At 73.6% G+C, this 25478-nt stretch carries 21 protein-coding genes and 1 rRNA gene; 7 read left to right on the forward strand and 15 right to left on the reverse strand.

What is annotated here, in order from left to right; translation table 11 throughout:
• Window positions 1-161: 161 nt before the first annotated feature.
• Entirely contained in the window at window positions 162-644 is a 483-nt protein-coding gene (locus tag AC1WTP_RS24450) for a DUF4383 domain-containing protein (RefSeq protein WP_481651599.1), read from the forward strand.
• 97 nt (window positions 645-741) lie between these two features.
• Window positions 742-1401, forward strand: coding sequence for a DUF6766 family protein (locus tag AC1WTP_RS24455; protein ID WP_481651600.1), 660 nt, complete (start codon window positions 742-744; stop codon window positions 1399-1401).
• A gap of 7 nt (window positions 1402-1408) precedes the next feature.
• Here AC1WTP_RS24455 and AC1WTP_RS24460 read toward each other — a convergent pair whose 3' ends face one another.
• The 8 genes from AC1WTP_RS24460 to AC1WTP_RS24495 form a co-directional block, all read right to left on the reverse strand.
• The gene (locus AC1WTP_RS24460; protein WP_481651601.1) at window positions 1409-1858 is read right to left on the reverse strand and encodes a GNAT family N-acetyltransferase; all 450 of its coding nucleotides are present in this window, start codon (window positions 1856-1858) and stop codon (window positions 1409-1411) included.
• A 70-nt stretch (window positions 1859-1928) separates the two neighbouring features.
• Complete coding sequence (obgE, locus tag AC1WTP_RS24465; protein ID WP_481651602.1) at window positions 1929-3425, reverse strand: GTPase ObgE; 1497 nt, start codon at window positions 3423-3425, stop codon at window positions 1929-1931.
• Window positions 3426-3514: 89 nt separating this feature from the next.
• A complete protein-coding gene (gene rpmA / locus AC1WTP_RS24470) occupies window positions 3515-3772 on the reverse strand; it encodes a 50S ribosomal protein L27 (RefSeq protein WP_481651603.1) in 258 nt (85 codons plus the stop codon).
• 11 nt (window positions 3773-3783) lie between these two features.
• Complete coding sequence (rplU, locus tag AC1WTP_RS24475; protein WP_447138429.1) at window positions 3784-4098, reverse strand: 50S ribosomal protein L21; 315 nt, start codon at window positions 4096-4098, stop codon at window positions 3784-3786.
• Between the two features lie 165 nt (window positions 4099-4263).
• Window positions 4264-4755: a hypothetical protein gene (locus AC1WTP_RS24480; RefSeq protein WP_481651604.1), complete on the reverse strand. Its 492-nt coding sequence runs from the start codon at window positions 4753-4755 to the stop codon at window positions 4264-4266.
• Between the two features lie 118 nt (window positions 4756-4873).
• A complete protein-coding gene (locus tag AC1WTP_RS24485; RefSeq protein ID WP_481651605.1) occupies window positions 4874-7879 on the reverse strand; it encodes an Rne/Rng family ribonuclease in 3006 nt (1001 codons plus the stop codon).
• Window positions 7880-8010: 131 nt separating this feature from the next.
• Window positions 8011-8730, reverse strand: coding sequence for a TIGR03936 family radical SAM-associated protein (locus tag AC1WTP_RS24490; protein ID WP_481651623.1), 720 nt, complete (start codon window positions 8728-8730; stop codon window positions 8011-8013).
• Between the two features lie 166 nt (window positions 8731-8896).
• Window positions 8897-10882, reverse strand: a complete 1986-nt coding sequence (locus AC1WTP_RS24495) for a TIGR03960 family B12-binding radical SAM protein (protein ID WP_481651606.1) — start codon at window positions 10880-10882, stop codon at window positions 8897-8899.
• 181 nt (window positions 10883-11063) lie between these two features.
• Here AC1WTP_RS24495 and AC1WTP_RS24500 point away from each other — a divergent pair, with 181 nt between their 5' ends.
• A complete protein-coding gene (locus AC1WTP_RS24500; RefSeq protein WP_481651607.1) occupies window positions 11064-12521 on the forward strand; it encodes a hypothetical protein in 1458 nt (485 codons plus the stop codon).
• 37 nt (window positions 12522-12558) lie between these two features.
• Here AC1WTP_RS24500 and AC1WTP_RS24505 read toward each other — a convergent pair whose 3' ends face one another.
• Both AC1WTP_RS24505 and ileS read right to left on the reverse strand, forming a co-directional pair.
• The gene (locus AC1WTP_RS24505) at window positions 12559-13254 is read right to left on the reverse strand and encodes a lysophospholipid acyltransferase family protein (RefSeq protein ID WP_447138424.1); all 696 of its coding nucleotides are present in this window, start codon (window positions 13252-13254) and stop codon (window positions 12559-12561) included.
• Window positions 13255-13428: 174 nt separating this feature from the next.
• Window positions 13429-16575, reverse strand: a complete 3147-nt coding sequence (gene ileS / locus AC1WTP_RS24510; protein ID WP_481651608.1) for an isoleucine--tRNA ligase — start codon at window positions 16573-16575, stop codon at window positions 13429-13431.
• A gap of 427 nt (window positions 16576-17002) precedes the next feature.
• On the opposite strand from ileS, the gene AC1WTP_RS24515 reads away from it, so the two are divergent.
• Both AC1WTP_RS24515 and AC1WTP_RS24520 read left to right on the forward strand, forming a co-directional pair.
• Window positions 17003-17443, forward strand: coding sequence for a carboxymuconolactone decarboxylase family protein (locus AC1WTP_RS24515; protein ID WP_481651609.1), 441 nt, complete (start codon window positions 17003-17005; stop codon window positions 17441-17443).
• A gap of 50 nt (window positions 17444-17493) precedes the next feature.
• The gene (locus tag AC1WTP_RS24520) at window positions 17494-17619 is read left to right on the forward strand and encodes a hypothetical protein (RefSeq protein ID WP_481651610.1); all 126 of its coding nucleotides are present in this window, start codon (window positions 17494-17496) and stop codon (window positions 17617-17619) included.
• 120 nt (window positions 17620-17739) lie between these two features.
• Here AC1WTP_RS24520 and ndk read toward each other — a convergent pair whose 3' ends face one another.
• The gene (gene ndk, locus AC1WTP_RS24525; protein ID WP_481651611.1) at window positions 17740-18165 is read right to left on the reverse strand and encodes a nucleoside-diphosphate kinase; all 426 of its coding nucleotides are present in this window, start codon (window positions 18163-18165) and stop codon (window positions 17740-17742) included.
• A 143-nt stretch (window positions 18166-18308) separates the two neighbouring features.
• Here ndk and AC1WTP_RS24530 point away from each other — a divergent pair, with 143 nt between their 5' ends.
• Entirely contained in the window at window positions 18309-19589 is a 1281-nt protein-coding gene (locus AC1WTP_RS24530; RefSeq protein ID WP_481651612.1) for a VOC family protein, read from the forward strand.
• A gap of 33 nt (window positions 19590-19622) precedes the next feature.
• Here AC1WTP_RS24530 and AC1WTP_RS24535 read toward each other — a convergent pair whose 3' ends face one another.
• The 3 genes from AC1WTP_RS24535 to AC1WTP_RS24545 all read right to left on the reverse strand — a co-directional run bounded on the left by AC1WTP_RS24535 (window position 19623) and on the right by AC1WTP_RS24545 (window position 24222).
• Window positions 19623-20003, reverse strand: coding sequence for a DUF4233 domain-containing protein (locus AC1WTP_RS24535; RefSeq protein ID WP_481651613.1), 381 nt, complete (start codon window positions 20001-20003; stop codon window positions 19623-19625).
• Window positions 20004-20272: 269 nt separating this feature from the next.
• Window positions 20273-21544 (reverse strand): bifunctional folylpolyglutamate synthase/dihydrofolate synthase, encoded by a 1272-nt coding sequence (locus AC1WTP_RS24540; RefSeq protein ID WP_481651624.1) that lies wholly within the window; start codon window positions 21542-21544, stop codon window positions 20273-20275.
• 59 nt (window positions 21545-21603) lie between these two features.
• Complete coding sequence (locus tag AC1WTP_RS24545; RefSeq protein ID WP_481651614.1) at window positions 21604-24222, reverse strand: valine--tRNA ligase; 2619 nt, start codon at window positions 24220-24222, stop codon at window positions 21604-21606.
• A gap of 69 nt (window positions 24223-24291) precedes the next feature.
• Here AC1WTP_RS24545 and AC1WTP_RS24550 point away from each other — a divergent pair, with 69 nt between their 5' ends.
• Window positions 24292-24972: a hypothetical protein gene (locus AC1WTP_RS24550; RefSeq protein WP_447138414.1), complete on the forward strand. Its 681-nt coding sequence runs from the start codon at window positions 24292-24294 to the stop codon at window positions 24970-24972.
• A 431-nt stretch (window positions 24973-25403) separates the two neighbouring features.
• Here AC1WTP_RS24550 and rrf read toward each other — a convergent pair.
• Window positions 25404-25478, reverse strand: a 5S ribosomal RNA gene (gene rrf, locus AC1WTP_RS24555); the annotation flags it as partial.

Here is a 25478-nt window from a genome sequence, read left to right on the forward strand (position 1 = left end):
CCGGGTCCATACCTGATTCGCCATTTCTCTGCGGAGCTGACCGCGCAGGGTTACAAAATGGAGGATCGTCGGGTTGGGTGACGTCGCCGGTGCGGACGGTCACGAGCGCTTCTCGCGAACCGGCGCCGCGGAGATTCCGCGGATCCACGGAGGTGACATCGATGGCGCGTGACGCACGCGGTGGCGCGACCGCCGGGCCGAAGCCCCGCGTCCAACTCGCCGCCGCGGCCGCGGCCGGGCTCTTCGTCCTGCTCGGAGTGCTCGGCTTCGTCCCCGGCATCACCACCGGCTACGACGGGATGACCTTCGCCGGGCACCACTCGGAGGCCAAGCTGCTCGGCGTGGTCCAGGTGTCGATCCTGCACAACCTCCTGCACCTGGGCTTCGGCCTGGTCGGCCTGGTGATGGCCCGCCGGGTGGCCGGGGCGCGGGTCTTCCTGGCCGGCGGCGGCGCGCTCTACCTCGGGCTCTGGCTCTACGGCTTCGCCATCGACCGGGAGAGCGTGGCGAACGTCATCCCGGTCAACGACGCCGCCAACTGGCTGCACCTGGCGCTCGGCTTCGGCATGCTCGCCTTCGGCCTGCTGCTCTCCAACCAGGTCGGCACCGGCGGCCGGCTGGACACCCCGTGCGACCGCCCCTGACCGGCGCGCCGGCGGTGTGACCCGCCCGCGGGCGGAGTTTGCCAGGTGATCCGGTGGGGCAACGGAGAGTCACCGGATCTCCGACGAGGAGGCGATGATGCCCCGCTGGCTGCGGAACAACGCCCTGAGCGTGTCGATGTTCGGCGCGTTCCTGGTCTTCCTGGTGCTGCAGAGCGTGTTCGGCTGGCAGACCCACAACGAGGAGCTGGCCGAGTTCGGCGCCCCCCAGCTCAGCTGGTGGGCCTACCTGGGCACCGGGCACTTCGGCGAGGCCGTCTTCGAGAACTGGGAGTCGGAGTTCCTCCAGATGGGCGGATACGTCCTGCTCACCGCGTACCTGGTGCAGCGGGGCTCGGCGGAGTCGAAGCCGCTGGAGCAGACCGACCGGCCCGAGGACGACGAACGGCGGGCCAGCCCGGACTCCCCCTGGCCGGTACGCGCCGGCGGGCTGCCGCTGGTGGTGTACCGCAACAGCCTCTCCCTGGCGCTACTGCTGATCTTCGCCGGCTCGTTCCTCGGCCACCTGCTCGCCGGCACCGCCGAGTACAACCACCAGCAGGCGTTGCAGAGCGGCGCCCCGCCGATCGGCGTCTGGGAGTTCCTCGGCACCAGCGACTTCTGGTTCCAGTCGATGCAGAACTGGCAGAGCGAGTTCCTCGCCGTCGGCACGCTGATCGTGCTGAGCATCTTCCTGCGCCAGCACGCCTCGCCGGAGTCGAAGCCGGTCACCGTCGAGCACGCGCACACCGGCGACTGACCGGGCGTCAGGCCCGCACCGGCAGCCGCTTCGCGAAGCACACGCTGTACGGGTTGTCGACGTACTCGCCGTAGACCGGGATCGGCTCGTAGCCGCAGGAGGTGTAGAGCCCGATGGCCGCCGGGAGGTACGTCCCGGTCTCCAGGCAGACCGTCTCGTGCCCCTGCCGGAAGGCCAGTTCCTCCAGCGCCGCGAGCAACTGCCGGGCGATCCCCCGCCCCCGGTACGCCGGCAGGACGTACATCCGCTTGACCTCGCCGGTGCCGGCGTCCAGCGCCTGGATCCCGCCGCAGGCCACCGCGCGCCCGCCGACCACCACCGCCAGGTAGCGGATGTCGTCGTGGGTCACGGTGACCTGCCCGTCCAGCCCGCCGTCGGCCTCGCGCAACTCGCGCTGCTGGGCCGTGACCAGGGCGGCGATCTCCGGATCGGTGGCGGGGCGTGACTCGATCAGCATCACGCCACGTTACGATGCCCGGATTTCGGCCAGGTTTCCGGCAGCCGACCTGGTCACGGAGCGCAACGAGCTATTCGGCGTCGATCTCCCCGGCCCGGTCCGGGGCGGTCTCGGAGACGTCGACCTCGCCGGAGGTCACCTCGCCGGCCACGACCTCGTCGGCCGGCCGCTGCCGGCGGGCCTTGCGGGCCGCCAGCCGCTCGGCCGCCGAGGCCCGGGCCGACTTCTCCTCCAGCCGGACGTCGGTGCCCCGGCTGCCCGGGACGAAGTCGACGCCCGCGTAGAGGGTGGGCTGCCAGTCGAACTCCCGGTCGCCGATCCGGACCAGGTCGCCCGCCTCGGCGCCGGCCTTCCCGAGCTTCTCCTCGACGCCCAGCCGGGCCAGCCGGTCGGCGAGGTAGCCGACCGCCTCGTCGTTGTCGAAGTTCGTCTGCCGCACCCACCGCTCCGGCCGTACGCCGCGGACCACCCAGGCGCCGTCGGGCGCCGCCTCGATGGTGAAGCCGGCGTCGTCCACCGCGGTCGGACGGATCACGATCCGGGTCGGCTCGGCCGGCGGCGCCGCCTGGCGCGCCTGCTCCACCAGCTCCGCCAGCGCGTACGTGAACTCCTTGAGCCCCTCCCGGGTGGCCGCGGAGACCTCGAACACCCGCAGGCCGCGCGCCTCCAGGTCGGGGCGGACGATCTCGGCGAGGTCCCGGCCGTCCGGCACGTCGACCTTGTTCAGCGCGACCAGCCGGGGCCGGTCGGCCAGCCCGCCGTACTCGGCCAGCTCGGCCTCGATGGTGTCGATGTCGGCGACCGGATCGCGGCCGGGCTCCAGGGTGGCGGTGTCGATCACGTGCACCAGCACCGAGCAGCGCTCGATGTGCCGGAGGAACTCCAGCCCGAGCCCCTTGCCGGTGGCCGCGCCCGGGATCAGGCCGGGGACGTCGGCGACGGTGAAGGTGTGGTTGTCGACCCGGACCACGCCGAGGTTGGGCACCAGGGTGGTGAACGGGTAGTCGGCGATCTTCGGCTTGGCGGCGGAGATCACCGAGATCAGCGACGACTTGCCGGCCGACGGGAAACCCACCAGACCGACGTCGGCGACGCTCTTGAGCTCCAGCACCACGTCGAGCTGCTCGCCGGGCTCGCCCAGCTCGGCGAAGCCGGGCGCCTTGCGTCGGGCGTTGGCCAGCGCCGCGTTCCCGCGCCCGCCGCGCCCGCCCCGGGCCACCTCGAAGGTGGTGCCGGCGCCGACCATGTCGGCCAGCACGGTGCCGTCGAGGGCCTGCACCACGGTGCCGTTGGGCACCTTGAGCACCAGGTCGGTGCCGTTGGCGCCGTCCCGGTTCGAGCCCGCGCCGCCCTTGCCGTTCGGGGCCTTGACGTGCGGGCGGAAGTGGAAGTCGAGCAGCGTGGTCACCTGCGGGTCGACCACGAGCGACACGCTGCCGCCGTGCCCGCCGTTGCCGCCGTCGGGGCCGCCGAACGGCTTGAACTTCTCCCGGTGGATCGAGGCACAACCGTGCCCGCCATCGCCGGCCTGCAGGTGCAGGACGACCCGGTCAACGAACGTCGCCACGGCGTCAATCCTTCCAGCGAGGTACGGCCCCGCACGAGAAAAAGCGAAGCGGGCCGGGACACCAGGTCCACGGCCCGCTTCGCGGAAAACTACTGCTGTGCCGGAACGATGCTGACGGTCTTGCGACCGCGCTTGGTGCCGAACTGGACCGCACCGGCGGCCAGCGCGAAGAGCGTGTCGTCGCCGCCGCGGCCGACCAGGTCACCGGGGTGGAACTTGGTGCCACGCTGCCGGACGAGGATCTCGCCGGCGCTGACGACCTGACCACCGAAGCGCTTCACGCCGAGCCGCTGGGCCGCGGAGTCACGACCGTTACGCGAGCTGGACGCACCCTTTTTGTGAGCCATCTGAGGACGACCTACTTCCCGCTGGAGATGCCGGTCACCTTGACCTGGGTCAGCGGCTGGCGGTGACCCTGGCGCTTGTGGTAGCCGGTCTTGTTCTTGAACTTGTGGATCCGGATCTTCGGGCCCTTGGTGTGCGCGGCGATCTCGCCGGACACCGAGACCTCGGCAAGCTTCGCCGCGTCGGTCACCAGGTCGTCACCGTCGACGAGGAGCACCGCGGTGAGCTTCACCGCGTCGCCGGGGTCACCGGCGAGCTTCTCGACCTCGATCACGTCGCCCTCGGCGACCTTGTACTGCTTGCCGCCGGTCTTGACGATCGCGTACATCGGAGGCGGACTCCCTGTCGTTGAGGCTGCTGGCGGTAGTCCCCGCGGCGGCTCGCCGGGTAGCAGTGGCACGGCGGCCCGGGCACGCGGGAACTCGGCACACCAAAGTGCGCCGCAGGCAAGCGTACGCCATGGCGGGGCCGACGCCCAAACCGGGCCGGCGGGTCACCGGCCGCAGAGTTCGTCGAGGCGCTGCTGGAGCCGGTCGAGCTCGGTCTCGTCGATCGCGTCGAGGTCGGTGCCCATCGCCTCGACCTCGCCCGCCAGCTCGGTCAGGAGGGTCTTGAGCTGGGGGTCCTCGGCCCGCTCGGACTGCTGCCACAGGGCGGCCCGCCAGCCGGCGAGCGCGGCCTCGGCCCGCCGGCGAGCGGCTCCCGCCGCCGTCGTGTCGTTGGCGCCGACCGCGGCGAGCATCCTGCCCACCTCCTCGACGTACGTGGTGACCGCGGCCCCGCCGGCCTGCCGGGCGGCGGCGCACACCTCGGCGGCGGCGTCGCCGCCGGCCGGCCCGCCCGCCGTCGGGCGCGCCCCGGCCGTCCCGGTGCCGCTGGTGACGGCCGGAGCGGCCGGGCCGGCGGCCTCCGGCCGGTCGGCGGCACAGCCCGCCGCGACGAGCAGGACGGTGGCGGTCGCGGTGGCGGCGAGCAGACGGCGCATCCTTCTCCTCCTGGCCCGGGGCGGACCGGTCCCGTCCCGGCCGGCCGGGACGGCAGAGCCCCTCCCACCGGACTTTGCCGGGGAAGGGGCCCTGTCAAACCCGGGGCTGGTCAGCCGGTCACGGCCGGGTCCGCCGCCGGGCGCCGCCACGGCGCGACCGGCGCCGTCCGGTGCCGCCCTCCGCCTCGTCGGCGTCCGCCTCGGCGAGCGCGTCCGGGTCGTCCGGCGCGGCCAGCCGGGCCGACTCGCCCTGCTGGCTGTCGGCGACCTCCGGCGCGGCGGCGGTGTCCGACTCGTAGCGGGACAGGTCGTAGCCCATGGTGTCGTGGTAGTCGGCGTCGGCCGTGGTGGTGTCGGTGTCCGTGTCGGTCACCTCGACCACGGTCCGCTCGGCCGGCGCGCTCTTGCGCGCCCGCCGCCGGGACGCCCCGGCCGTGGCCTCGGCCGGAGCGGTGACGGCCGAGGCGACCGCCTTGACCTTCTCCCCCGCCCCACCGGTGCGCGCCTTCTCGGGCACCGGCTCGGGGTGGATGATCACGCCCCGACCCTTGCAGCACTCGCAGGTCTCGCTGAACGCCTCGAGCAGGCCCGCGCCGATCCGCTTGCGGGTCATCTGCACCAGGCCCAGCGAGGTGATCTCGGTGACCTGGTGCTTGGTACGGTCCCGGCCCAGGCACTCGGTCAGCCGGCGCAACACCAGCTCCCGGTTCGACTCCAGCACCATGTCGATGAAGTCGATCACCACGATGCCGCCGATGTCGCGCAGCCGGAGCTGGCGGACGATCTCCTCCGCGGCCTCCAGGTTGTTCCGGGTGACCGTCTCCTCCAGGTTGCCGCCCGCGCCGGTGTACTTGCCGGTGTTCACGTCGACCACGGTCATCGCCTCGGTCCGGTCGATCACCAGGTGACCGCCGGAGGGCAGGAAGACCTTGCGGTCGAGACCCTTGAGGATCTGCTCGTCGATCCGGTACTCGGCGAACACGTCGGCGGTGCCGACGTGCCGGCGCAGCCGGGCGACCAGGTCCGGCGAGACGTGCGACAGGTACGACTCGACCATGTCGTAGGCCCCGTCGCCCTCGATGACCAGTTCGCGGAAGTCCTCGTTGAACAGGTCCCGGACCACCCGGATGACCAGGTCCGGCTCCTCGTAGAGCAGCACCGGGGCGCCGCCCTCGGCCGCCTTGTCCTGGATGTCCTCCCACTGCGCCTGCAGCCGCTTGACGTCGCGGGCCAGCTCGTCCTCGCTGGCGCCCTCGGCAGCGGTCCGCACGATCACGCCCGCGCCGTCCGGAACCAGCTTCTTCAGCACGTCCCGCAGCCGCTTGCGCTCGTTGTCCGGCAGCTTCCGGCTGATCCCCGAGGCGTTGCCGTTCGGCACGTAGACCAGGTGCCGGCCGGAGAGCGCGATGTGGCTGGTCAGCCGGGCGCCCTTGTGCCCGATCGGGTCCTTGGTGACCTGCACCAGCACCGAGTCGCCGGACTTCAGCGCCTGCTCGATCGAGCGGGCCCGCCCCTCCAGGCCGGTGCTGTCCCAGTTGACCTCGCCGGCGTACAGCACCGCGTTGCGGCCGCGGCCGATGTCGACGAACGCCGCCTCCATGCTGGGCAGGACGTTCTGCACCTTGCCCAGGTAGACGTTGCCGGCCATGGTGCCGGCGGAGTTGCGGGTGACGTAGTGCTCGACCAGCACGCCGTCCTCGAGCACGGCGATCTGGGTACGGTCACCGCGCTGGCGCACCGCCATCACCCGGTCGACGGCCTCCCGGCGGGCCAGGAACTCCGACTCGCTCAGGATCGGCGGGCGGGTCCGGCGCTGCTCGCGGCCGTCCCGGCGGCGCTGCCGCTTGGCCTCCAGCCGGGTCGAGCCGGAGACGCCCTGCACCTCGTCCACGGTCCGGCGGGGCTCGCGGATCTTGACCACGGTCGGCACGCCGTCCTCGACGGCGCCCTCGGCCTCCCCGGCGCCCCGGCTCCGCCGGCGGCGCCGGCGGGGGGTCAACCCCTCGCCGCCCTCGGCCTCCTCCTCCTCGGCCTCCTCCGCCTCGGCCTCCTCGGCCTCGGCCTGGATGGCCTCCTCGGCTTCCTCGTCCTCGACGTCCTCGACGCCGCCCTTGCCGCGGCCCCGGCCGCGGCGACCCCGGCGGCGACGTCGGCGGGCAGCGGCGCTCTCCTCGTCCTCGTCCTCGGCGGCCTCCTCGGCCTCCTCGGTCGGCTCCTCCTCGGCCTCCACCGCCTCGACCGGCTCGACCTCGCGGCGGCCCCGCCGGCGCCGGCGGGACGGCTCGACCGCCTCCTCGACGGGCTCCTCGACCAGCGCGGCCGGGACGACCCGGGCGACCGGCAGTTCCTCCGGCTGCGGGGGCATGAAGAGCACGGTGGGCGCGGAGAGCGCGGCCCGCCGGCGGCGGGTGCGCGGCTCCGGCTCGACGACGGCCGGCTCGGCCGCCTCCTCGGCGGACGGGCTGACCGCCACGCCCGGCGGGACCTCGCCGGAGCGGCTCTCCGCCCCGCTGCCGGCCACCGGCGCGGCGGCGCCGAAGTCGGTGCCGGCCGCCGGCTCGGTCTCCGGGCCGGCGGCGGCCGGCGGGGTCGTCTCGGCGACCGCCTCGGGCTCGGCGGGCGGCGCGGCGCTCGGGCCGGTGCCCTCCTCCGCCGTCTCCGCGGCCGGCTCGGCCGCGGCGGGGGCGGCCTTGCGCCGCCGGGTACGGGTGGCCTTGACCGGCGGCACGACCTCGGCGGACGTCTCCGCCGCCGCCTCGGCCACGACCGGCGGTTCCTCGGCGGCCTTCGCGGTGGTGGCCTTGCGCCGGCGGCGCGGGGTCTTCGGTGCGGCGTCGAGGTCGCCGGAGACCGGGGCGAGCACCTCCGCCTCGGGGGCCTCCCCGCTGCCCGGCGCGGGCGCGGTGGACGCCTCGACCGGCGCCTCGATCTGCTCGGGCTGGTTCAGCGGGGTCGCCCGCTTGCGGGTGGTGCGGCGCCGGGTCGGCGCGGCCGGGGCCTCGCCCTCGGCGCCTCCCAGGGGCGCGCTTCCGACGGCGCCGCCGTCGACGGTGCTGCTGTCAGCGGTCTCGCCGGCCGGCTGTGCGCCGGTCCGTTCGCCGCCCTCGGGCTCGTTCTCGAGCATGGACGTTCTCCAGTTCTGGCTACCCCGGGCGCGGGTGAGCGCTGCCACGCAGGGTTGCCGCAAAGGTGTTTCCGCCGGGCGCGCGAGCTGTGCGACCGGCGAAGTCTGCCTGCCTGAGCGCTGACCGTCGGTCAGTGCCCGCCGATGGTTGCCCCGTCGCGGTCCGCTTCCAACGGATCCGCGATCGCACCCTGCGCGGTCAGCGTGCCCTGAGCCAGCCGGATCACCCTCGGCGGTACCGGCGGCTCCAGGTCGGCCACCACGCGGAGGCCGGAAAGGACGTCATCGGGTCGTACGGAGGGGGTGACCTGCCGGACGACCAGTTCGAGTATCGCACACGGTACGGCCACCGCCCCGGAAGGCGTCTCCGTCGGCGCGACGACATCGATGGAGATGACCGCGGCCCGGGCGTCGAAGGTGCGCCGGCCCTGCTTGGTCATCCGCTCCACCAGCACCTCGTCGGCGGCGGTGAAGGCGGACACCGCGGCCGAAAGCACGCCCGGGTCGACCTCGGGCAGCTCGATCCGCCAGTGCGACGCCTCGATCCGGTCGGCCAGACTGCCGCCGTCGGCCACCACCGCGTCCAGCACGTCGAGGCCGGGCGAGAGCGCGGCGTCCAGTGCGGCCCGCAGCTCCGCCGGGTCGACCTGCTCCCGCAGCCCGATCTCGAGGTACTCGGCCTCGCTCGCGACGCCGGTCGGCGCCGCGCTGGCGTACGAGATCTTGGGGTGCGGGGTGAAGCCCTGGGAGAAGGCGACGGGCACCCCGGCCCGGCGCAGCGCCCGCTCGAACGCCCGGGCGAAGTCCCGGTGCGAGGTGAACCGCAACGGCCCGCGCTTGGCGTACCGGATCCGGACGCGCTGGACGACCGGCGCCTGCCCGCCCTCCGGCTGTGGTCTCTTACTGATCGTCGTGCTCCTCGTTCGGTCAGTGCTCGTTGATCATGAGTTGCCGTCGGCGACACGCGGTGGCGATGACGACAACTGCATGATCAACCAAGGGGGCCCGGGGGACCGGTCAGGGCTGGGCGGGGGTGGGGAGCTTCAGGCCGTTGATCGGGGTCAACGGAAGGAGCTTCTTTCCGGTCGGGCCGATCTGGATCTCGGTGTCCATCGCCGGGCAGACGCCGCAGTCGAAGCACGGGGTCCACCGGCAGTCGTCCTGCTCGTACTCGCTCATCGCGTCCTGCCAGTCCTGCCAGAGCCAGTCCTTGTCCAGCCCCGAGTCCAGGTGGTCCCAGGGCAGGACCTCCAGCTCGTCGCGCTCCCGGGTGGTGTACCAGTCGAGGTCCACCCCGTACGCGGGCAGCACCTCGGCGGCCGCGTCCACCCAGCGCTGGTAGGAGAAGTGCTCGCTCCAGCCGTCGAACCGGCCGCCGTTCTCCCACACCCTGCGGATCACCGCGCCGACCCGGCGGTCACCGCGGCTGAGCAGGCCCTCGATCAGCGACGGCTCGCCGTCGTGGTAGCGGAAGCCGATCGCCCGGCCCAACGAACGGTCCGCGTTGATCGCCTGCTTGAGCAGCTTGAGCCGGCCGTCGATGACCTCCGGCCGCTCCATCGCCGCCCACTGGAACGGGGTGTGCGGCTTCGGCACGAAACCGCCGATGGAGACCGTGCAGCGGATGTCCTTGGAGCCGGTGGCGGCCCGACCGGCCCGGATCACCTCGTGGGCCATGTCCGCGATCTCGAGGACGTCCTCGTCGGTCTCGGTGGGCAGGCCGCACATGAAGTAGAGCTTCACCTGCCGCCAGCCGTTGGTGTACGCGGTGACGACCGTCCGGATCAGGTCTTCCTTCGACACCATCTTGTTGATGACCTTGCGGATCCGCTCCGACCCGCCCTCCGGGGCGAAGGTCAGGCCGGTGCGCCGCCCGTTGCGGGACAGCTCCTGGGCCAGGTCGATGTTGAACGCGTCCACCCGGGTGGACGGCAGCGACAGCGAGACGTTGGTGCCCTCGTACTGCTGGGCCAGACCGGAGCACATGTCGCCGATCTCCGAGTGGTCGGCCGACGACAGCGACAGCAGGCCCACCTCGTGGAAGCCGGAGAACTCCAGCCCCTGCTGCACCATCTGCCCCACGGTGGTGATGGACCGCTCGCGGACCGGCCGGGTGATCATCCCGGCCTGGCAGAACCGGCAGCCGCGGGTGCAGCCCCGGAAGATCTCCACCGCGTACCGCTCGTGCACGGTCTCGGCGAGCGGCACCAGCGGCTTCTTCGGGTACGGCCAGGCGTCCAGGTCCATCGTCGTGCGCTTGTGCACCCGGAACGGCACGTCCGCCCGGTTCGGCACCACCCGCTGGATCCGGCCGTCGGGCAGGTAGTCGACGTCGTAGAAGCGCGGCACGTAGACGCTCTCGGTGCGGGCCAGCCGCAGCAGCAGCTCGTCCCGCCCGCCCGGGGAGCCCTCGGCCTTCCACTCCCGGACGATCCCGGTGATCTCCAGCACCGCCTCCTCGCCGTCGCCGAGCACGGCGGCGTCGACGAAGTCGGCGATCGGCTCCGGGTTGAACGCGGCGTGCCCGCCGGCCACGATCACCGGGTCGGCGTCGGTGCGGTCCGCGGCGAGCAGCGGGATGCCGGCCAGGTCGATCGCGGTGAGCAGGTTGGTGTAGCCCAGCTCGGTGGAGAACGAGACGCCGAACACGTCGAAGTCGCGCACCGAGCGGTGCGCGTCGACCGTGAACTGCGGCACGCCGTTGGCGCGCATCAGCTGCTCCAGGTCCGGCCAGACCGCGTAGGTGCGCTCGGCGAGGACGTCGGGCTGCTCGTTGAGCACCTCGTAGAGGATCTGCACGCCCTGGTTGGGCAGGCCGACCTCGTAGGCGTCGGGGTACATCAGCGCCCAGCGCACGGTCGCCGCGGCCCAGTCCTTGACCACCGCGCCCAGCTCGCCACCCACGTACTGGATGGGCTTGGTCACCTGGGGCAGCAGCGGCTCCAGCCGGGGCCAGACGGATTCGCCCGCGGCGGGGCGCGCGGTGGTGGACGGGACGCTCATGATGCCCAAGGGTACGCGTCCCGGCGGCGGGGGCGGCGCGCACGCCACCGTCGAGTGGGCGGGAGGCGCCAGCGCGCGGTGGCCGCGCCGTACGTGGGACGCCGGCCACCGGCGGTGGGCGGCTCCCCGGTGGTGGCGGAGCGGTACTAACCTCGGACCGGCGCGAGAGGAGATTGCCGCGATGCCGCAGCCGCAGCCGGGAGCCGACCGGCCGGCCGACGGGAGCACCCCGGACCAGCACCCGGACCGGGGTCCGGCGGTCAGCGAGGAGCCGACCCTCTCCCCCGTACCGCCGGCCGACGGGCCCCGCACGGGCCCGGAGGGCACCCGCGAGCTGCCCACCGACCGGTCCGGCCGCGACCCGGAGGCGGGCGCGCCACCGGCCGACGAGCCCGCGGACCACGGGGCGCACGACCCCGGCACGCCACCCGCCGACGCCGCGGACGCGGACCCGCGGGACACCGACGCGCCGGCGGCCGACGACGGCCCGCAGGGCACCCGCCGGCTGCCCGGCGACCAGGCGGCCGACGCCGCCACCCCGGCACCGGCACCGGAGGTGGGCCCGCAGGGCACCCGGCGGCTGCCCGCCGACGAGCCGGAGGCCGCGCCCCGGTGGAGCGGCTCCGCGCCGGTCCCGCCCCCGCCGCCGCGTCGCCGGGCCTGGGGCGAGTCGGCCGAGCCCACCCCGGTGCCGCCGGCCCCGCCCGAGCCGCCGGAGCACCGGGTCCCGGTCGACCCCTGGGCGCACGCGGACACCGGCGGCTGGGAACTGCCCTCGGCCGAGCTCCCGGCCCTGCCACCCACGCTGCCCTACCCGGCGCCGCCGCCGACCCGGCCGTACTCCGGGCCGCCCGCGCCGCCACCCGCCTTCCCGGTCGCCGCGCCGCCGTCCGCCCCGGTGTCCCCACCGCCGGCCGCCCGGCCGGGGCCGCCACCCGCGCCGGTCGCCCGGCCGCCGGCCCCGGTGGCCCCGCCACCGGCGGCCCCGGTCCGGCCGCCCCGGCAACGACGCGGGAAGGCCCCGCCGCCGGTGGCGCCGCCGCCCGGCTGGCAGGCCCCCAAGGGGTACGTCCCGGTCGCCGTGCGCAAGCGCCGCCGCTGGCCCTGGCTGCTGCTGCTCACCCTGGCCTGCTGCTGCGGCTGCCCGGCCTACTACGGCATGCCGATGGCGACGCAGTACCCGGCACACGCCACGCTGCCGGCCGAGGTGGCCGACCTGCGGCTGCGCGACGACAACCGGGCCGCGGCGACCGCCAAGCAGTTGGAGAGCGAGGTACGCAGGGCGCACTGGCTGGCCGAGGAGACCTTCGCCGGCGTCTACGCCACCGGGGACGGCAAGCGGGTCACCGTCTTCGGCGGCACCGGCTTCCGGCTCACCCCGGAGGCGGACGCCGAGGAGGAGCTCGCCCGGCTCACCGAGCAGTACCAGCTCGGTGAGGTGCAGGTGGTCGAGACCGGGGTGCGCGGCCGGCACGGGCGCTGCGCGGCCGGCCGGGACGGCGGCACGGACGTGGTGGTGTGCACCTCGGCCGACCACGGCAGCATCGCCACCGCGGTGTTCACCCGGCTCTCCGTCGACGACAGCGCCCGGCTGCTCGACACGCTGCGCCAGCAGATCGTGACGGCGGAGCAGAACTGAGCCGATCGGCTCGGCGACGACCCGGGGTGGCCGGGGGTCAGGCCGGGCTGTCCCCGGAGGTGGCCGGGTGGGCCCGCGGCGGGGCGTACCGGGGCACGTACTCCTGGCCGGTGAGCTTCTGGATCTCGCTCATCACCTCGTCGGTCATCGCCCGCAGCGAGGTCCGGTCGTCCGGCCGGCCGGTGAAGTCCAGCGGCTTGCCGAACCGGATGGTGATGTCCGCCGGGAGCAGCCGGGGCATCCGGGCGCCGATCGGCTGGACCTTCTCGGTGCCGATGGTGCCGACCGGGATCACCGGCACCTGCGCGGCGACCGCCAGCCGGGCCACCCCGGTGCGCCCGCGGTAGAGCCGGCCGTCCGGCGACCGGGTCCCCTCCGGATAGACGACCACCAGGTCACCGCCCTTGAGAGCGGGGATCGCCGCGTCGAACGCCGACAGCGCCGCCCGCCCGCCGGCCCGCTCGACCGGGATCGCGCCGAGGCCGGTGAGCACCGCCTTGCTGAACCGGCCCCGCAGGCCGGTGCCCTTGAAGTAGTCCGACTTGGCCCAGAACGCCAGGTGCCGCGGCACCACCGTGCCGAGCAGCAGCTCGTCGGCGACCGAGAGGTGGTTGGCGGCGAAGATCGCACCACCGGTCGGTGGAATGTGCTCCAGCCCTTCGACGCGGGGACGCCAGGCCAACCGGAGCGCGGGCGCCACGGTGAGCTTGCCGATGGTGTAGAGCAGGGGCACGGATCCTCCGGCGGTCGGGCTGGGCGGGCGCTGTCACGTTAGCGGACGCCACCCGGACGATCCGCGCGGGTGGTGGGCGGTCCGGCGGCTGGTCCGGGAGCGTGGCGACGGGCGGGAGAGGCCCTTCCGCCGCGCGAACGCGGCGGAAGGGGCCCCTGTCACCTCACCCGAATCTCATACCCGGCGAACCGCGACCGTCACTCGATCGCCCTCGCCGACCTCCCCGGTGAACCCCTCGACGCCGTCGAGGAAGTCGACCGAGTCGGCCAGCACCTCCCGGGCGACGAAGTCCGCGAACCCGGCCACCGCCGCGCGGACCTCCTCGGTGGCCGACAGCGCCACCACGATCCGGTCCGAGACGTCCAGGTCGGCGTCCCGGCGGGCCTGCTGCACCACCCGCACCACGTCCCGGGCCAGCCCTTCGGCGGCCAGCTCCGGGGTGACCTCGGTGTCCAGCACGACCACGCCCTCACCGCCGGGCAGCGGCGCCGAGTGCTCGGCGTCGGCGGCGACCAGGCGCAGCTCGTACTCGCCCTCGGCCAGGGTGACCCCGGCGGCGACCGGGGCGCCGTCGACCAGCTCCCACTCCCCCGCCTTGACCGCCTTGATGACCTGCTGCACCTGCTTGCCGACCCGCGGCCCGAGCGCCCGGGGCACCACGGTCAGCACCTGCTGGCAGTACGCGGACACCTCGTCGGTGAACTCCACCGCCTTGACGTTGACCTCGTCGGCGACCAGGTCGGCGAATGGGCGCAGCTGCTCCGCCGCCGGGGAGGCGACGGTGAGCCGGGACAGCGGCAGCCGGACCCGCAACCCCTTCGCCTTGCGCAGCGACAGCGCCGCCGAGGCGACCGCGCGGGTGTCGTCCATCGCCGCCACCAGCTCGTGGTCGGCCGGGAACCCGGTGGCGTCCGGCCAGTCGGTCAGGTGCACCGACCGCTCACCGGTGAGGCCGCGCCAGATCTCCTCGGCGGTCAGCGGCGCCAGCGGCGCCACCACCCGGCAGAGCGTCTCCAGCACCGTCCACAGGGTGTCGAACGCGTTCCGGTCGCCGGACCAGAACCGGTCCCGGGAGCGCCGGACGTACCAGTTGGTCAGCGCGTCCAGGAAGGACCGCACGGTGGCGCAGGCGCCGGAGATGTCGTACGCGTCCAGCTGCGCCTGGACCGTGTCGACCAGCTCGCGGGTCTTGGCCAGCACGTACCGGTCGAGCAGGTGGGTGCTGTCGGTCCGACGCCGCGCCTGGTACCCGTCCGCGTTGGCGTAGAGCGAGAAGAAGTACCAGACGTTCCAGAGCGGCAGCAGCACCTGGCGCACCGCGTCCCGGATGCCCGCCTCGGTGACCGCCATGTCGCCGCCGCGCAGCACCGGCGAGGACATCAGCATCCAGCGCATCGCGTCCGAGCCGTACGCGTCGAAGACGTGGTAGACGTCCGGGTAGTTGCGCAGGCTCTTGGACATCTTGCGCCCGTCCGAGCCGAGCAGGATGCCGTGGCTGAGGCAGTTGCGGAACGCCGGCCGGTCGAACAGCGCGGTGGCCAGCACGTGCATCGTGTAGAACCAGCCGCGGGTCTGCCCGATGTACTCCACGATGAAGTCGCCCGGGTAGTGGTGCTCGAACCAGTCGGCGTTCTCGAACGGGTAGTGCACCTGGGCGAACGGCATCGAGCCGGACTCGAACCAGCAGTCCAGCACCTCCGGCACCCGGCGCATCATCGACCTGCCCGTCGGGTCGTCCGGGTTGGGGCGGACCAGCTCGTCCACCGCCGGCCGGTGCAGGTCGGTCAGCCGTACGCCGAAGTCCCGCTCGATGTCGGCGAGCGAGCCGTACACGTCCACCCGCGGGTAGTTCGGGTCGTCGGACTTCCACACCGGGATCGGCGAGCCCCAGAACCGGTTCCGGCTGATCGACCAGTCCCGGGCGTTGGCCAGCCACTTGCCGAACGAGCCGTCCTTGATGTGCCCCGGTGTCCAGTTGATCTGCTGGTTCAGCTCGACCATCCGGTCCTTGAACGCGGTCACCGCGACGAACCACGACGACACCGCCTTGTAGACCAGCGGGGTGTCGCAGCGCCAGCAGTGCGGGTAGGAGTGGGTGTAGGTGTCCTGCTTGAGCACCACCCCCCGCTCCTTGAGCTCCCGGATCACCGGCTTGTTGACGTCGAAGACCTGCTCGCCCTCGTAGGGCGGGACGAGCGCGGTGAACCGGGTGTGGTCGTCCACGGTGACGACGGTGGGGATGCCGGCGGCGTTGCAGACGTTCTGGTCGTCCTCACCGAAGGCCGGGGCGAGGTGGACGATCCCGGTGCCGTCCTCGGTGGTGACGAAGTCCGCGCCGAGCACCTGGTAGGCGTTCGGGCCGGCCTGCTCGACCAGGAAGTCGTAGAGCGGGGTGTAGCGGCGTCCGACCAGGTCGGCACCGCGCACCGTGCCGACCCGCGCGTAACCCTCCAGCTCCTTGTCGTACGCGGCCAGCCGGGCCGCGCCGACCACGTGGCGCCGGCCGTCGCGCTCCAGCACCGCGTACTCGATGTCGGGGCCGACGGCGAGCGCCAGGTTGGATGGCAGGGTCCACGGCGTGGTCGTCCAGACGCCGAGCCGCACCGGCCCGCGCACCAGCTCGGGGGCGTTCTCGTCCGGGGTCAGCTCGAACCAGACCGACAGCGTCGGGTCGTGCCGGTCCCGGTAGACGTCGTCCATCCGGGTCTCGGTGTTCGACAGCGGCGTCTCGCAGCGCCAGCAGTACGCGAGCACCCGGAAGCCCTCGTAGACCAGGCCCTTGTCGTGCAGGGTCTTGAAGGCCCACATGACGCTTTCCATGTAGTCCAGGTCGAGGGTCTTGTAGTCGTTGGCGAAGTCGACCCAGCGGGCCTGCCGGGTGACGTACCGCTCCCAGTCCTGGGTGAACTCCAGCACCGAGGTGCGGCAGGCCTCGTTGAACCGGGCCACGCCGAGGTCGAGGATCTCCGCCTTGCTGGTGATACCGAGCTGCTTCTCGGCCACCACCTCGGCGGGCAGGCCGTGGCAGTCCCAGCCGAAGCGCCGCTCGACGTGCTTGCCGCGCATGGTCTGGTAGCGCGGCACCACGTCCTTGACGTAGCCGGTGAAGAGGTGCCCGTAGTGCGGCAGGCCGTTGGCGAACGGCGGGCCGTCGTAGAAGACGTACTCGTTCTTGCCGTTCTCCCCGGCCGGACGGGCCTCCACCGACGCCTCGAAGGTCTTGTCGGCCGTCCAGTGCTCCAGCACCCGGCGCTCGACCGCGGGCAGGTCCGGGCTCGCCGGCACGCCGCCGGCGGTCGGGTCGTGCAACGGATAGGCCATCGGGGGTCGCTCTCCTCAGCAGCTCACGGTCGTGTGGGTCTGCGAGGACGAGCCGTTCCGGTGCGCCGTGCCGGCGCCCCGGGTGGCCCGCGGTACCACCCCGCTTGGCGGCCAGGATCGACCGCCCGCTCGTTGGCCGGCTGTGACGGGCCGGACCCGTCCGGTTCTACTGGGCCGGTCACCCGGCTGTTCTTCCGGAGGCTCGCCGGTGATGGCCGGGTCATCGCCTTACGGTCGCCAAGGATACTCGACCCCCGCCGGGACCCGCCGCCGACTTTCCGCGGGACCCCGCCACACGATCCCGGGCGGATCGTCGCCGGCCGGCGCCCGGCGCCGGGCATGAGCGGCGTCACAGGCCGGGACCGTCACGTCAGCACCCCGCCGCCCCGTCGTACCGGTGTCACACCACCGATCAGGGAGGTTCGTCATGCAGCGGATCAACGCGGCCGAGGTGGCGCCGGAGGCGTACCACGCTGTGCTGGGGCTGGAGAAGTACGTCCGGGCCAACGTCGAGCACACCGTGCTGGAACTGGTCAAGCTCCGGGCCTCGATGCTCAACGGCTGCGCGTTCTGCGTCGACATGCACAGCCGGGACGCGCTCGGCGCGGGCGAGTCGAGCCGCCGGCTGTTCGCGGTGGCGGCCTGGCGGGAGGCGCCCTTCTTCACCGAGCGGGAGCGCACCGCGCTCGCGCTCACCGACGCGGTCACCCGGCTGGGCGAGCACGGGGTGCCCGACGACGTCTGGGACGCCGCCGCGAAGGTGTGGTCGGAGAAGGAGCTGGCCGACCTGGTGATGGCGATCGCCACCATCAACGTGTGGAACCGGATCGCGGTGACCACCCGGACCCAGCCGCCCGCGGACGTCTGACCGCGGCGGAGGCGGAACAGTCGGCCGGTGCGCTCGCGGCGCACCGGCCGATGCCGCCCGGCCTCGCCCACCGCCTGCTCGGCGGCCGGCACGACGCGGAGGACGGCCCCCGGACCCGTACCGCGCTGGCCGGCCGCCGACCCGGCCCGGTGGGCGGACAGGCCGCCGGCGACTGAGCCCGGAGCGCCGCCGCCCCGGCGGCGGTCGTCGACCCTGCCTGGCGGCCGTCGTCAGCCCGTCCCGGCTGGCCTCGTCAGCGCGGAGCGCGACCCCGTCGGCCCGGTTCGGGGACCTCGTCAGCCCAGCTCGGGGAACCAGAGCGCGATCTCCCGCTTGGCGCTGTCGGGCGAGTCGGAGGCGTGCACCAGGTTCTCCCGGTTGGAGAGGGAGAGGTCGCCCCGGATGGTGCCGGCGGCCGCCTTGCGCCCGTCGGTCGCGCCGACCAGCCCGCGCACCACGTCGATGACCTGGTCGCCGGAGAGCACCAGGGCGACCAGCGGGCCGCCGGTCATGAAGTCCTTCAGCGGCGGGTAGAAGGGCTTGTCGACGTGCTCGGCGTAGTGCTCGTCGGCCAGCGCGGCGTCCATCGTCCGGGTCACCATCGCGTCGATCCGCAGCCCCTTGCGCTCGAAGCGGGAGATGACCTCGCCGACCAGCCCGCGGCGCACCGCGTCGGGCTTGATCAGTACGAGGGTGCGCTCATCCGGGCTGGTGCTGGACACGCTGGGTTCCTCCTGTGCGCGCAAGGCGGTCATGCTGGGTACGGTCAGCCTAGCGACCCGGTCCCGGCGCCGGCGCGGCGGCCGGTCTTTCCCCGGGCCGCCGATCCGGCCTAGCCTGGCCCTTGACCCCCGGGAGGTCCACTGTGGCGAATGGCGGGAACCGGCCCATCGCGCCGGTACGCAAGCTGATCGCGGCGGTGCTCGGCACCGTGGCCACATTCGTGATCCTCTTCGGCCTGGGCATGACCAGCTGGGCGATCGTGGCGCTCGGGGTGGCCCTGCTGGTGCTGGCCATCGCGCTGGCCACGGTGCGCGGCGGCGGGCGTACCTGGGTGGTCGGGGTCGGGCACGTGCACAGCGCCTCCGAGCCACCCACCCAGTACGCCTTCGGCCGGTGCGAGCTGCAACTGGTGATCGACGCTCCCGGGCTGCCGCCCCGCTCCAAGAAGATCATCGAGCCGCGGGTGCCGGTGGCCAAGTGGCCCTCGCTCGGCCAGGCCCTGCCGATCCGGGTGGCGCTGGACGACCAGCGGCACGTCCGGGTCCTCTGGGACGAGGTGCCCACCCACACCGAGACGGCCGCGGCCACCGCCGACCTCCCGCCCGAGTACGCCGGCGCCGAGCCGGTGGAGGAGGTGCTGATCCAGCAGGAGGCCCCGCCGTGGGCCGACCGGGCGCCCGAGGACGACTTCCGCGACGACCCGCGCGACCCACCCACGCCGGAGCCACTGGTCGAGGAGTTCGGCCCACCCGCCGACGAGCGCGAGCCGGTGCGGATGCACCAGCGCCCCGGCGGGCCGGTGGTGCTGGAGGGCACCCTGGTGGAGCAGCCGACGGAGAGCGGCACCCTGCCCCGCCGGGCCACCCCGGCCCCGCGCCCGCCCGCCGAGGAGCGGTTCGACCCCCCGCCGGCGGAGCCGGCGCTGGACCCGATCGACCTGCCGCTGGACGATCCGCTGCCGCCGCCCCGGCTCCGCGAGGAGACGGTCAGCCCGGAGGAACTGGACGAGGCGATCTTCGGCTTCGACGCCGCCGCCGACCCGGCCGCCCCGATCAGCGGCGTGGGGCTCACCCTGTTGGTCACCGAGCTGTCCCGCTCGCTGGCCTTCTACCGGGACGTGCTCGGTTTCAGCGAGGTCGACCGGGGCGCCGGCAACGCCGTGCTCGCCTCCGGCGCGACCCGGCTGGTGCTGCGGGAGAACACCGAGGCGGCGGCCGTGAACCGGCGGGTGGTGCACGTCAACCTCGAGGTCGACGACATCCAGGCCGCGTACGACCGGCTGCGCGACTCCGGCGTCCGGTTCACCTACGCCCCCCGCGTGGTGAACCGGGGCACCAAGCTGGAGGTGTGGGCGGCCGCGTTCCGCGACCCGGACGGTCACGGCATCGCGCTGACCCAGTGGCGGGAACGCGCGGAGGCCTGAAGTCGGCCCGGCCCGGTGACCCCGGGCGCCCGGTCAGCCGAGGATGACCCGGCGGACGTGCAGGGCGTAGGCCCAGACCAGGGCGAAGATGACGCCCAGCACGAGCAGCGACCAGTGCAGCAGGCCGGCCAGCATCAGCAGCCCCTGCAGGACCGTGCCCGCGGGCCAGGCCCACCGCCGACGCATCATGCCGGCCAGCACCACCGCCGCCACCGCCAGCGCCACCACCACCGCGATCGCCGGGCCGCCGAGGTCGCCGCCGACCACCCGGATCGGCTGGATGGCCAGCAGCAGCACCAGTGCCTCCAGGCTCAGCGTGCCGGCACCCAGCCCCCGTACCGCCCGCTCCGGGTTCCGCAACCCGGACCGCCGCGGCTGCCCGCCCGCGGCGCCCACGCCCGGCTGCCCGCCCACGGCACCCGCGCCGGGCTGCCCGCCGGATGCACCCGGCTGCCCGCCCGCAGCGCCCGCGCCGGGCTGCTCGCCGGATGCATCCGGCTCCTCGCCCGCAACTCCCGCACCCGGCTGCTCGCCGGGCGCAGCCGGCCGGCCCGCCGCGGGTCGGCCGGCTGACGGCACCTCCGCCGCCGGACGCGGGGGCGCCGTTCCGGTGGGAGGCTCGGCGCCGACCGCGTCCCGGTGGTCACCCGCACCGCGGCCGGCCCCTGGCCGTTCCGGGCCGTTCATCGCTTAAGCAGCCGGCGGGCGTCGGCCACGGTCACCACCGAACCCGTGATCAGCACGCCGACGCCGCTCAACTCGCCCGGCACGTCCTCCTCGGCCAGCGCCACCGCCGCCTCGATCGCGTCCGGCATCTCCTCGGCCACCTCGACCCGGTCCGGGCCGAACACCTCGGCGGCCAGCGCGGCGAGTTCCCGGGCCGGCATCGCCCGGGGCGAGCTGTTCCGGGTGACCACCAGCTGGTCGACCACCGGTTCCAGCAGCTCAAGCAGGCTGGCCGCATCCTTGTCGGCGAGCACGCCGAGCACCGCGACCAGCTTGCTGAACGCGAACTCCTCCTGCAACGCGGTGACCGTGGCGGCCATCCCCTGCGGGTTGTGCGCACCGTCCAGCAGGATCGTCGGCGCGCTGCGGACCCGCTCCAGCCGCCCCGGCGAGCTGGCCGTCGCGAATCCCTCGCGGACCGTCTCCACGTCCAGCTGCCGCCGCGCGCCGGCGCCGAGGAACGCCTCGACGGCGGCGAGCGCCACCGCCGCGTTCTGCGCCTGGTGGGCGCCGTGCAGCGGGACGAAGACCTCCTCGTAGACACCGCCGAGGCCCTGCAGGGTGAGCACCTGGCCGCCGACGGCGACCGCGCGCCGGAGCACGCCGAACTCCGACCCCTCGCGGGCGATGGTCGCCCCGACCTCGGCGCAGCGCTCCAGGATCGGGCGGGCCGCCTCCTCCTCCTGGGCCGCCGAGATGACCGTCGCGCCCTTGTGGATGATGCCGGCCTTGTGCAGCGCGATGTCCTCGACCGTGTCGCCGAGCCACTCGGTGTGGTCCAGCCCGATCGGCGTGATCACCGCGACCCCGGCCTGGATCACGTTGGTCGAGTCCTCGGCGCCGCCGAGCCCCACCTCGACCACCGCGACGTCGACCGGCGCGTCGGCGAAGGTGGCGAACGCCAGCGCGGTGGTCATGTCGAAGTAGGTCAGCGGCTCGGCCGAGCGCTCGTCCACCAGCCGGGCGAGCGGCTCGACCTCCCGGTACGTCGCGGTGAACCGCTCCTCGCTCACCGGCTCGCCGTCCAGGCTGATCCGCTCCCGGACGGTCTCCAGGTGCGGGCTGGTGTAGCGGCCGGTGTGCAGCCCGAACGCCCGCAACAGCGAGTCGATCATGCGGGCCGTGGAGGTCTTGCCGTTGGTCCCGGTCAGGTGGATCGCCGGATACGCCCGCTGCGGGGAGCCGAGCAGATCGAGCAGGGACTCGATCCGGTCCAGCTCGAAAACCATCCGGGTGAAGCCGCGGCCGGCGAGGTCGGCCTCGACCTCGGCGAAGGAGTTGCGATCGGTCACGAGGGAAGCGCCTCCAGGGCCGCGTCGATCCGGGCCAGGTCGGCCTCGGCCACCGCGAGCCGGTCACGGATCTTGGCGACCACCGGCTCCGGCGCCTTTCCGACGAACGCCGGATTGTCCAGCTTGGCCCGGGCCTGCGCGGACTCCTTCTCGGCCGCCGCGCGGTCCTTGGTCAGCCGGGCCCGCTCGGCGGCCACGTCGATGGAGCCCCGGGTGTCGAGGGCGACGTTGACCGGGCCGGGCATGGCGAGCGTGGCGCTGGCCTGGAAGTCGTCACCGGGCGCGTCCAGCCGGGCCAGCGACCGGATCAGCGGCTCGTGCGCCGCGATCCCGGCGCCGGTCAGGCCGTCGAGCCGGGCGGCGACCCGCTGGGTGGGGCGCAGGCCCTGGTCGGAGCGGAACCGGCGGACCTCGGTGACCACCCGCTGCAGCGTGCCGACCTCGGCCTCCGCGGCGTCGTCGAGCAGCGCCCGGTCGGCGGTCGGCCAGGCGGCGGTCATCACCGTCTCGCCGCCGGTCAGGGCCAGCCACAGCTCCTCGGTGACGAACGGGATGACCGGGTGCAGCAGCCGCAGCAGCTGGTCCAGCACGTGCCCGAGCACCCGGCGGGTGGCCTCGGCGGCCGGGCCGCCCTCGGCCAGCACCGGCTTGCTCAGCTCGACGTACCAGTCGCAGACGTCGTCCCAGGCGAAGTGGTACAGCAGATCGCAGACCTTCGCGAACTCGTACGCCTCGAACTGCTCGTCCACCTCGGCGGTGACGTGCGCCAGCCGGGAGAGGATCCACCGGTCGACGGTGGAGAGCCGCTCGGCGGGCGGCAGCGGGCCACCGGTGTGCGCGCCGTTCATCAGCGCGAACCGGGTGGCGTTCCAGAGCTTGTTGCAGAAGTTGCGGGAGCCCTGGCACCACTCCTCGCTGACCGGCACGTCCTGCCCGGGGTTGGCGCCCCGGGCCAGGGTGAACCGGGTGGCGTCGGCGCCGAACCGGTCGATCCAGTCCAGCGGGTCGACCACGTTGCCGAACGACTTCGACATCTTCTTGCCGTGCTCGTCCCGGACCATGCCGTGCAGGGCCACCACGTCGAACGGCTGCATGCCGTCCATCGCGTACAGGCCGAACATCATCATCCGGGCGACCCAGAAGAAGAGGATGTCGTAGCCGGTGACCAGCACGCTGGTCGGGTAGAACTTCGCCAGGTCCGGCGTGCGCTCCGGCCAGCCCAGCGTGGAGAACGGCCACAGGCCGCTGGAGAACCAGGTGTCCAGGACGTCCTCGTCCTGCCGCCAGCCCTCGCCGGTGGGCGGCTCCTCGTCCGGGCCGACGCAGACGATCTCGCCGTCCGGGCCGTACCAGACCGGGATGCGGTGTCCCCACCAGAGCTGGCGGGAGATGCACCAGTCGTGCATGTTGTCGACCCAGGCGAAGTAGCGCTTGGCCAGCTCGGCCGGCTCGATCTTCACCCGGCCGTCGCGGACCGCGTCACCGGCGGCCTGGGCGAGCGGTGCGGTGTTCACGAACCACTGCAGGGACAGCCGCGGCTCCACCGTGGTCTTGCACCGCGAGCAGTGCCCCACCGCGTGCAGGTACGGCCGCTTCTCGGCGACGATCAGGCCCTGCTCGCGCAGCGCGGCGACGATCGCCGGGCGGGCCTCGTACCGGTCCAGCCCCTCGAACGGGCCGGGCGCGGTGATGATGCCCCGCTCGTCCATGATCGTCAGGGCCGGCAGGTCGTGCCGCTGGCCGATCTCGAAGTCGTTCGGGTCGTGCGCCGGGGTCACCTTGACCATGCCGGTGCCGAAGCTCGGGTCGACGTGCTCGTCCGCGACGATCGGGATCCGCCGGTCGGTGAGCGGCAGCGCCACCTCGGTGCCGATCAGGTGCCGGTACCGCTCGTCCTCCGGGTGCACCGCGACCGCGGTGTCGCCGAGCATCGTCTCCGCCCGGGTGGTGGCCACCACGACCTCGTCGCTGTAGCGGATCGAGATCAGCTCGCCCTCGTCGTCGGTGTGCTCCACCTCGATGTCGGAGAGGGCGGTGAGGCAACGCGGGCACCAGTTGATGATCCGGTTCGCCCGGTAGATCAGCCCGTCGTCGAAGAGCTTCTTGAACATGGTCTGCACGGCCCGGGACAGGCCCTCGTCCATGGTGAAGCGCTCGCGGTCCCAGTCGACGGCGTCGCCGAGGCGGCGCATCTGGCCGAGGATGGCGCCGCCGGACTCGGCCTTCCACTGCCAGACCCGCTCGACGAACTTCTCCCGGCCCAGGTCGTGCCGGGACAGCCCCTCGGTGGCGAGCTGTCGTTCCACCAGGTTCTGCGTGGCGATGCCGGCGTGGTCCATCCCGGGCAGCCAGAGCGCCTCGTAGCCCTGCATGCGCTTGCGCCGGGTGAGGGCGTCCATCAGGGTGTGCTCGAACGCGTGGCCCATGTGCAGCGAGCCGGTGACGTTCGGCGGCGGGATGACGATGGTGAAGGGCGGCTTGTCGCTCTCCGCCGACGCCCGGAAGTGCCCGGCGGCTACCCACTGCTCGTACCGTCGCTGCTCTACCTCACCCGGCTGGTACTGGCCGGGCAGGGTCGGGGCGTCGGGGCGTCGGGCATCCAGTCTCTCGGTCACCCTGAAAGTCTACGGAGCGCTTCCGCGGACCTGACGTGCGCCACCGGTGCTTCGCGTACGGTGTCGGCTATGTCCGACGCACATCTCACCGAGCGCCCGGTCGACGACGGGTCCGAGCCCGTCGACCTGACCGAGGAGCCCATCCAGCTGAGCAACCGGGACCCGCAGGCGACCGCCGAGCAGCCGCCCCGGTCGCGCCGCCGGCGGGTGCTGCTCGCGGCCCTGCTCGTCGCCGGGCTGGCCGGCGCCGGCGCGCTGGGCACGGCGGGCTGGCGGGTGGCGCAGCAGAAGGACACCGACCTGGCCTCGCCGGACCGGGTGGCCGGACTGACCCGGGACGACAGCGAGCGCGCCCGCAGCACCGCCGACTACCTGCGCAGCGGCTTCGCCGCCGACATCGAGTTGGACCGCAGCTTCGGCACCGTCTACCGCGACCCGGCCGACGAGCGACGGTCGGTGCTCATCTTCGGCGGCACCACCCTGCTCTGGCAGCCGGAGCGGGACCTGGACAGCCTCTTCGGCCTGATGGCCGACGAGACGGGCCGGGTGACCGGGCTGCGCGAGGTGCCGGCGGGCCGGCTGGGTGGCGTGATGAAGTGCGGCAGCACCAGCGGCGAGGGCGGCGACTTCGCCATCTGCGGCTGGGCCGACCACGGCAGCGTGGTGATGGCGATGTTCCCCGGGCGCCCGGTCGACGAGGCCGGCGAGCTGTTGCGGAAGATCCGCGAAGGAGTCCAGACGCGCGACTGACGCCGAGCCACCCTCCCCTTCGGGACGAGGCCGGCGAGCTGTTGCGGAAGATCCGCGAAGGAGTCCAGACGCGCGACTGACGCCGAGCCACCCTCTCCTTCGGTTCGATGGCCCCGACCCGCGGCTACCCGGGCCGCGTTCCCGGCAGCTCGTTCGCCGGTGCGGACGAGTCCGGGTCAATGGTGCGGCGTTTCGGCCTCGTCCAGCGGCCAGTGCGCCTCGGCCAGTCCGCCGGCCTGCTCTCGGTTCCCGACAGTTCCGTTCAGGGCCTCGACCCTCAGCTGACGCGCCTCTCTTGCGATCTGAGGCTCCGGCCTGCCTGCCTCGCGATCGTCGTTGTCGGCGCTGGGGTCTGCGGGGGTCCTGGTGGTTTCCGGGGGTGGAATGCATTCAGGGCCACCCCGTGCGGGGTGGCCCTGAATGGAAAGGTTGTCCGGCGGTGTCCTACTCTCCCACACCCTCCCGAGTGCAGTACCATCGGCGCTGGAGGGCTTAGCTTCCGGGTT

This window comes from Micromonospora sp. R311, assembly GCF_056780015.1.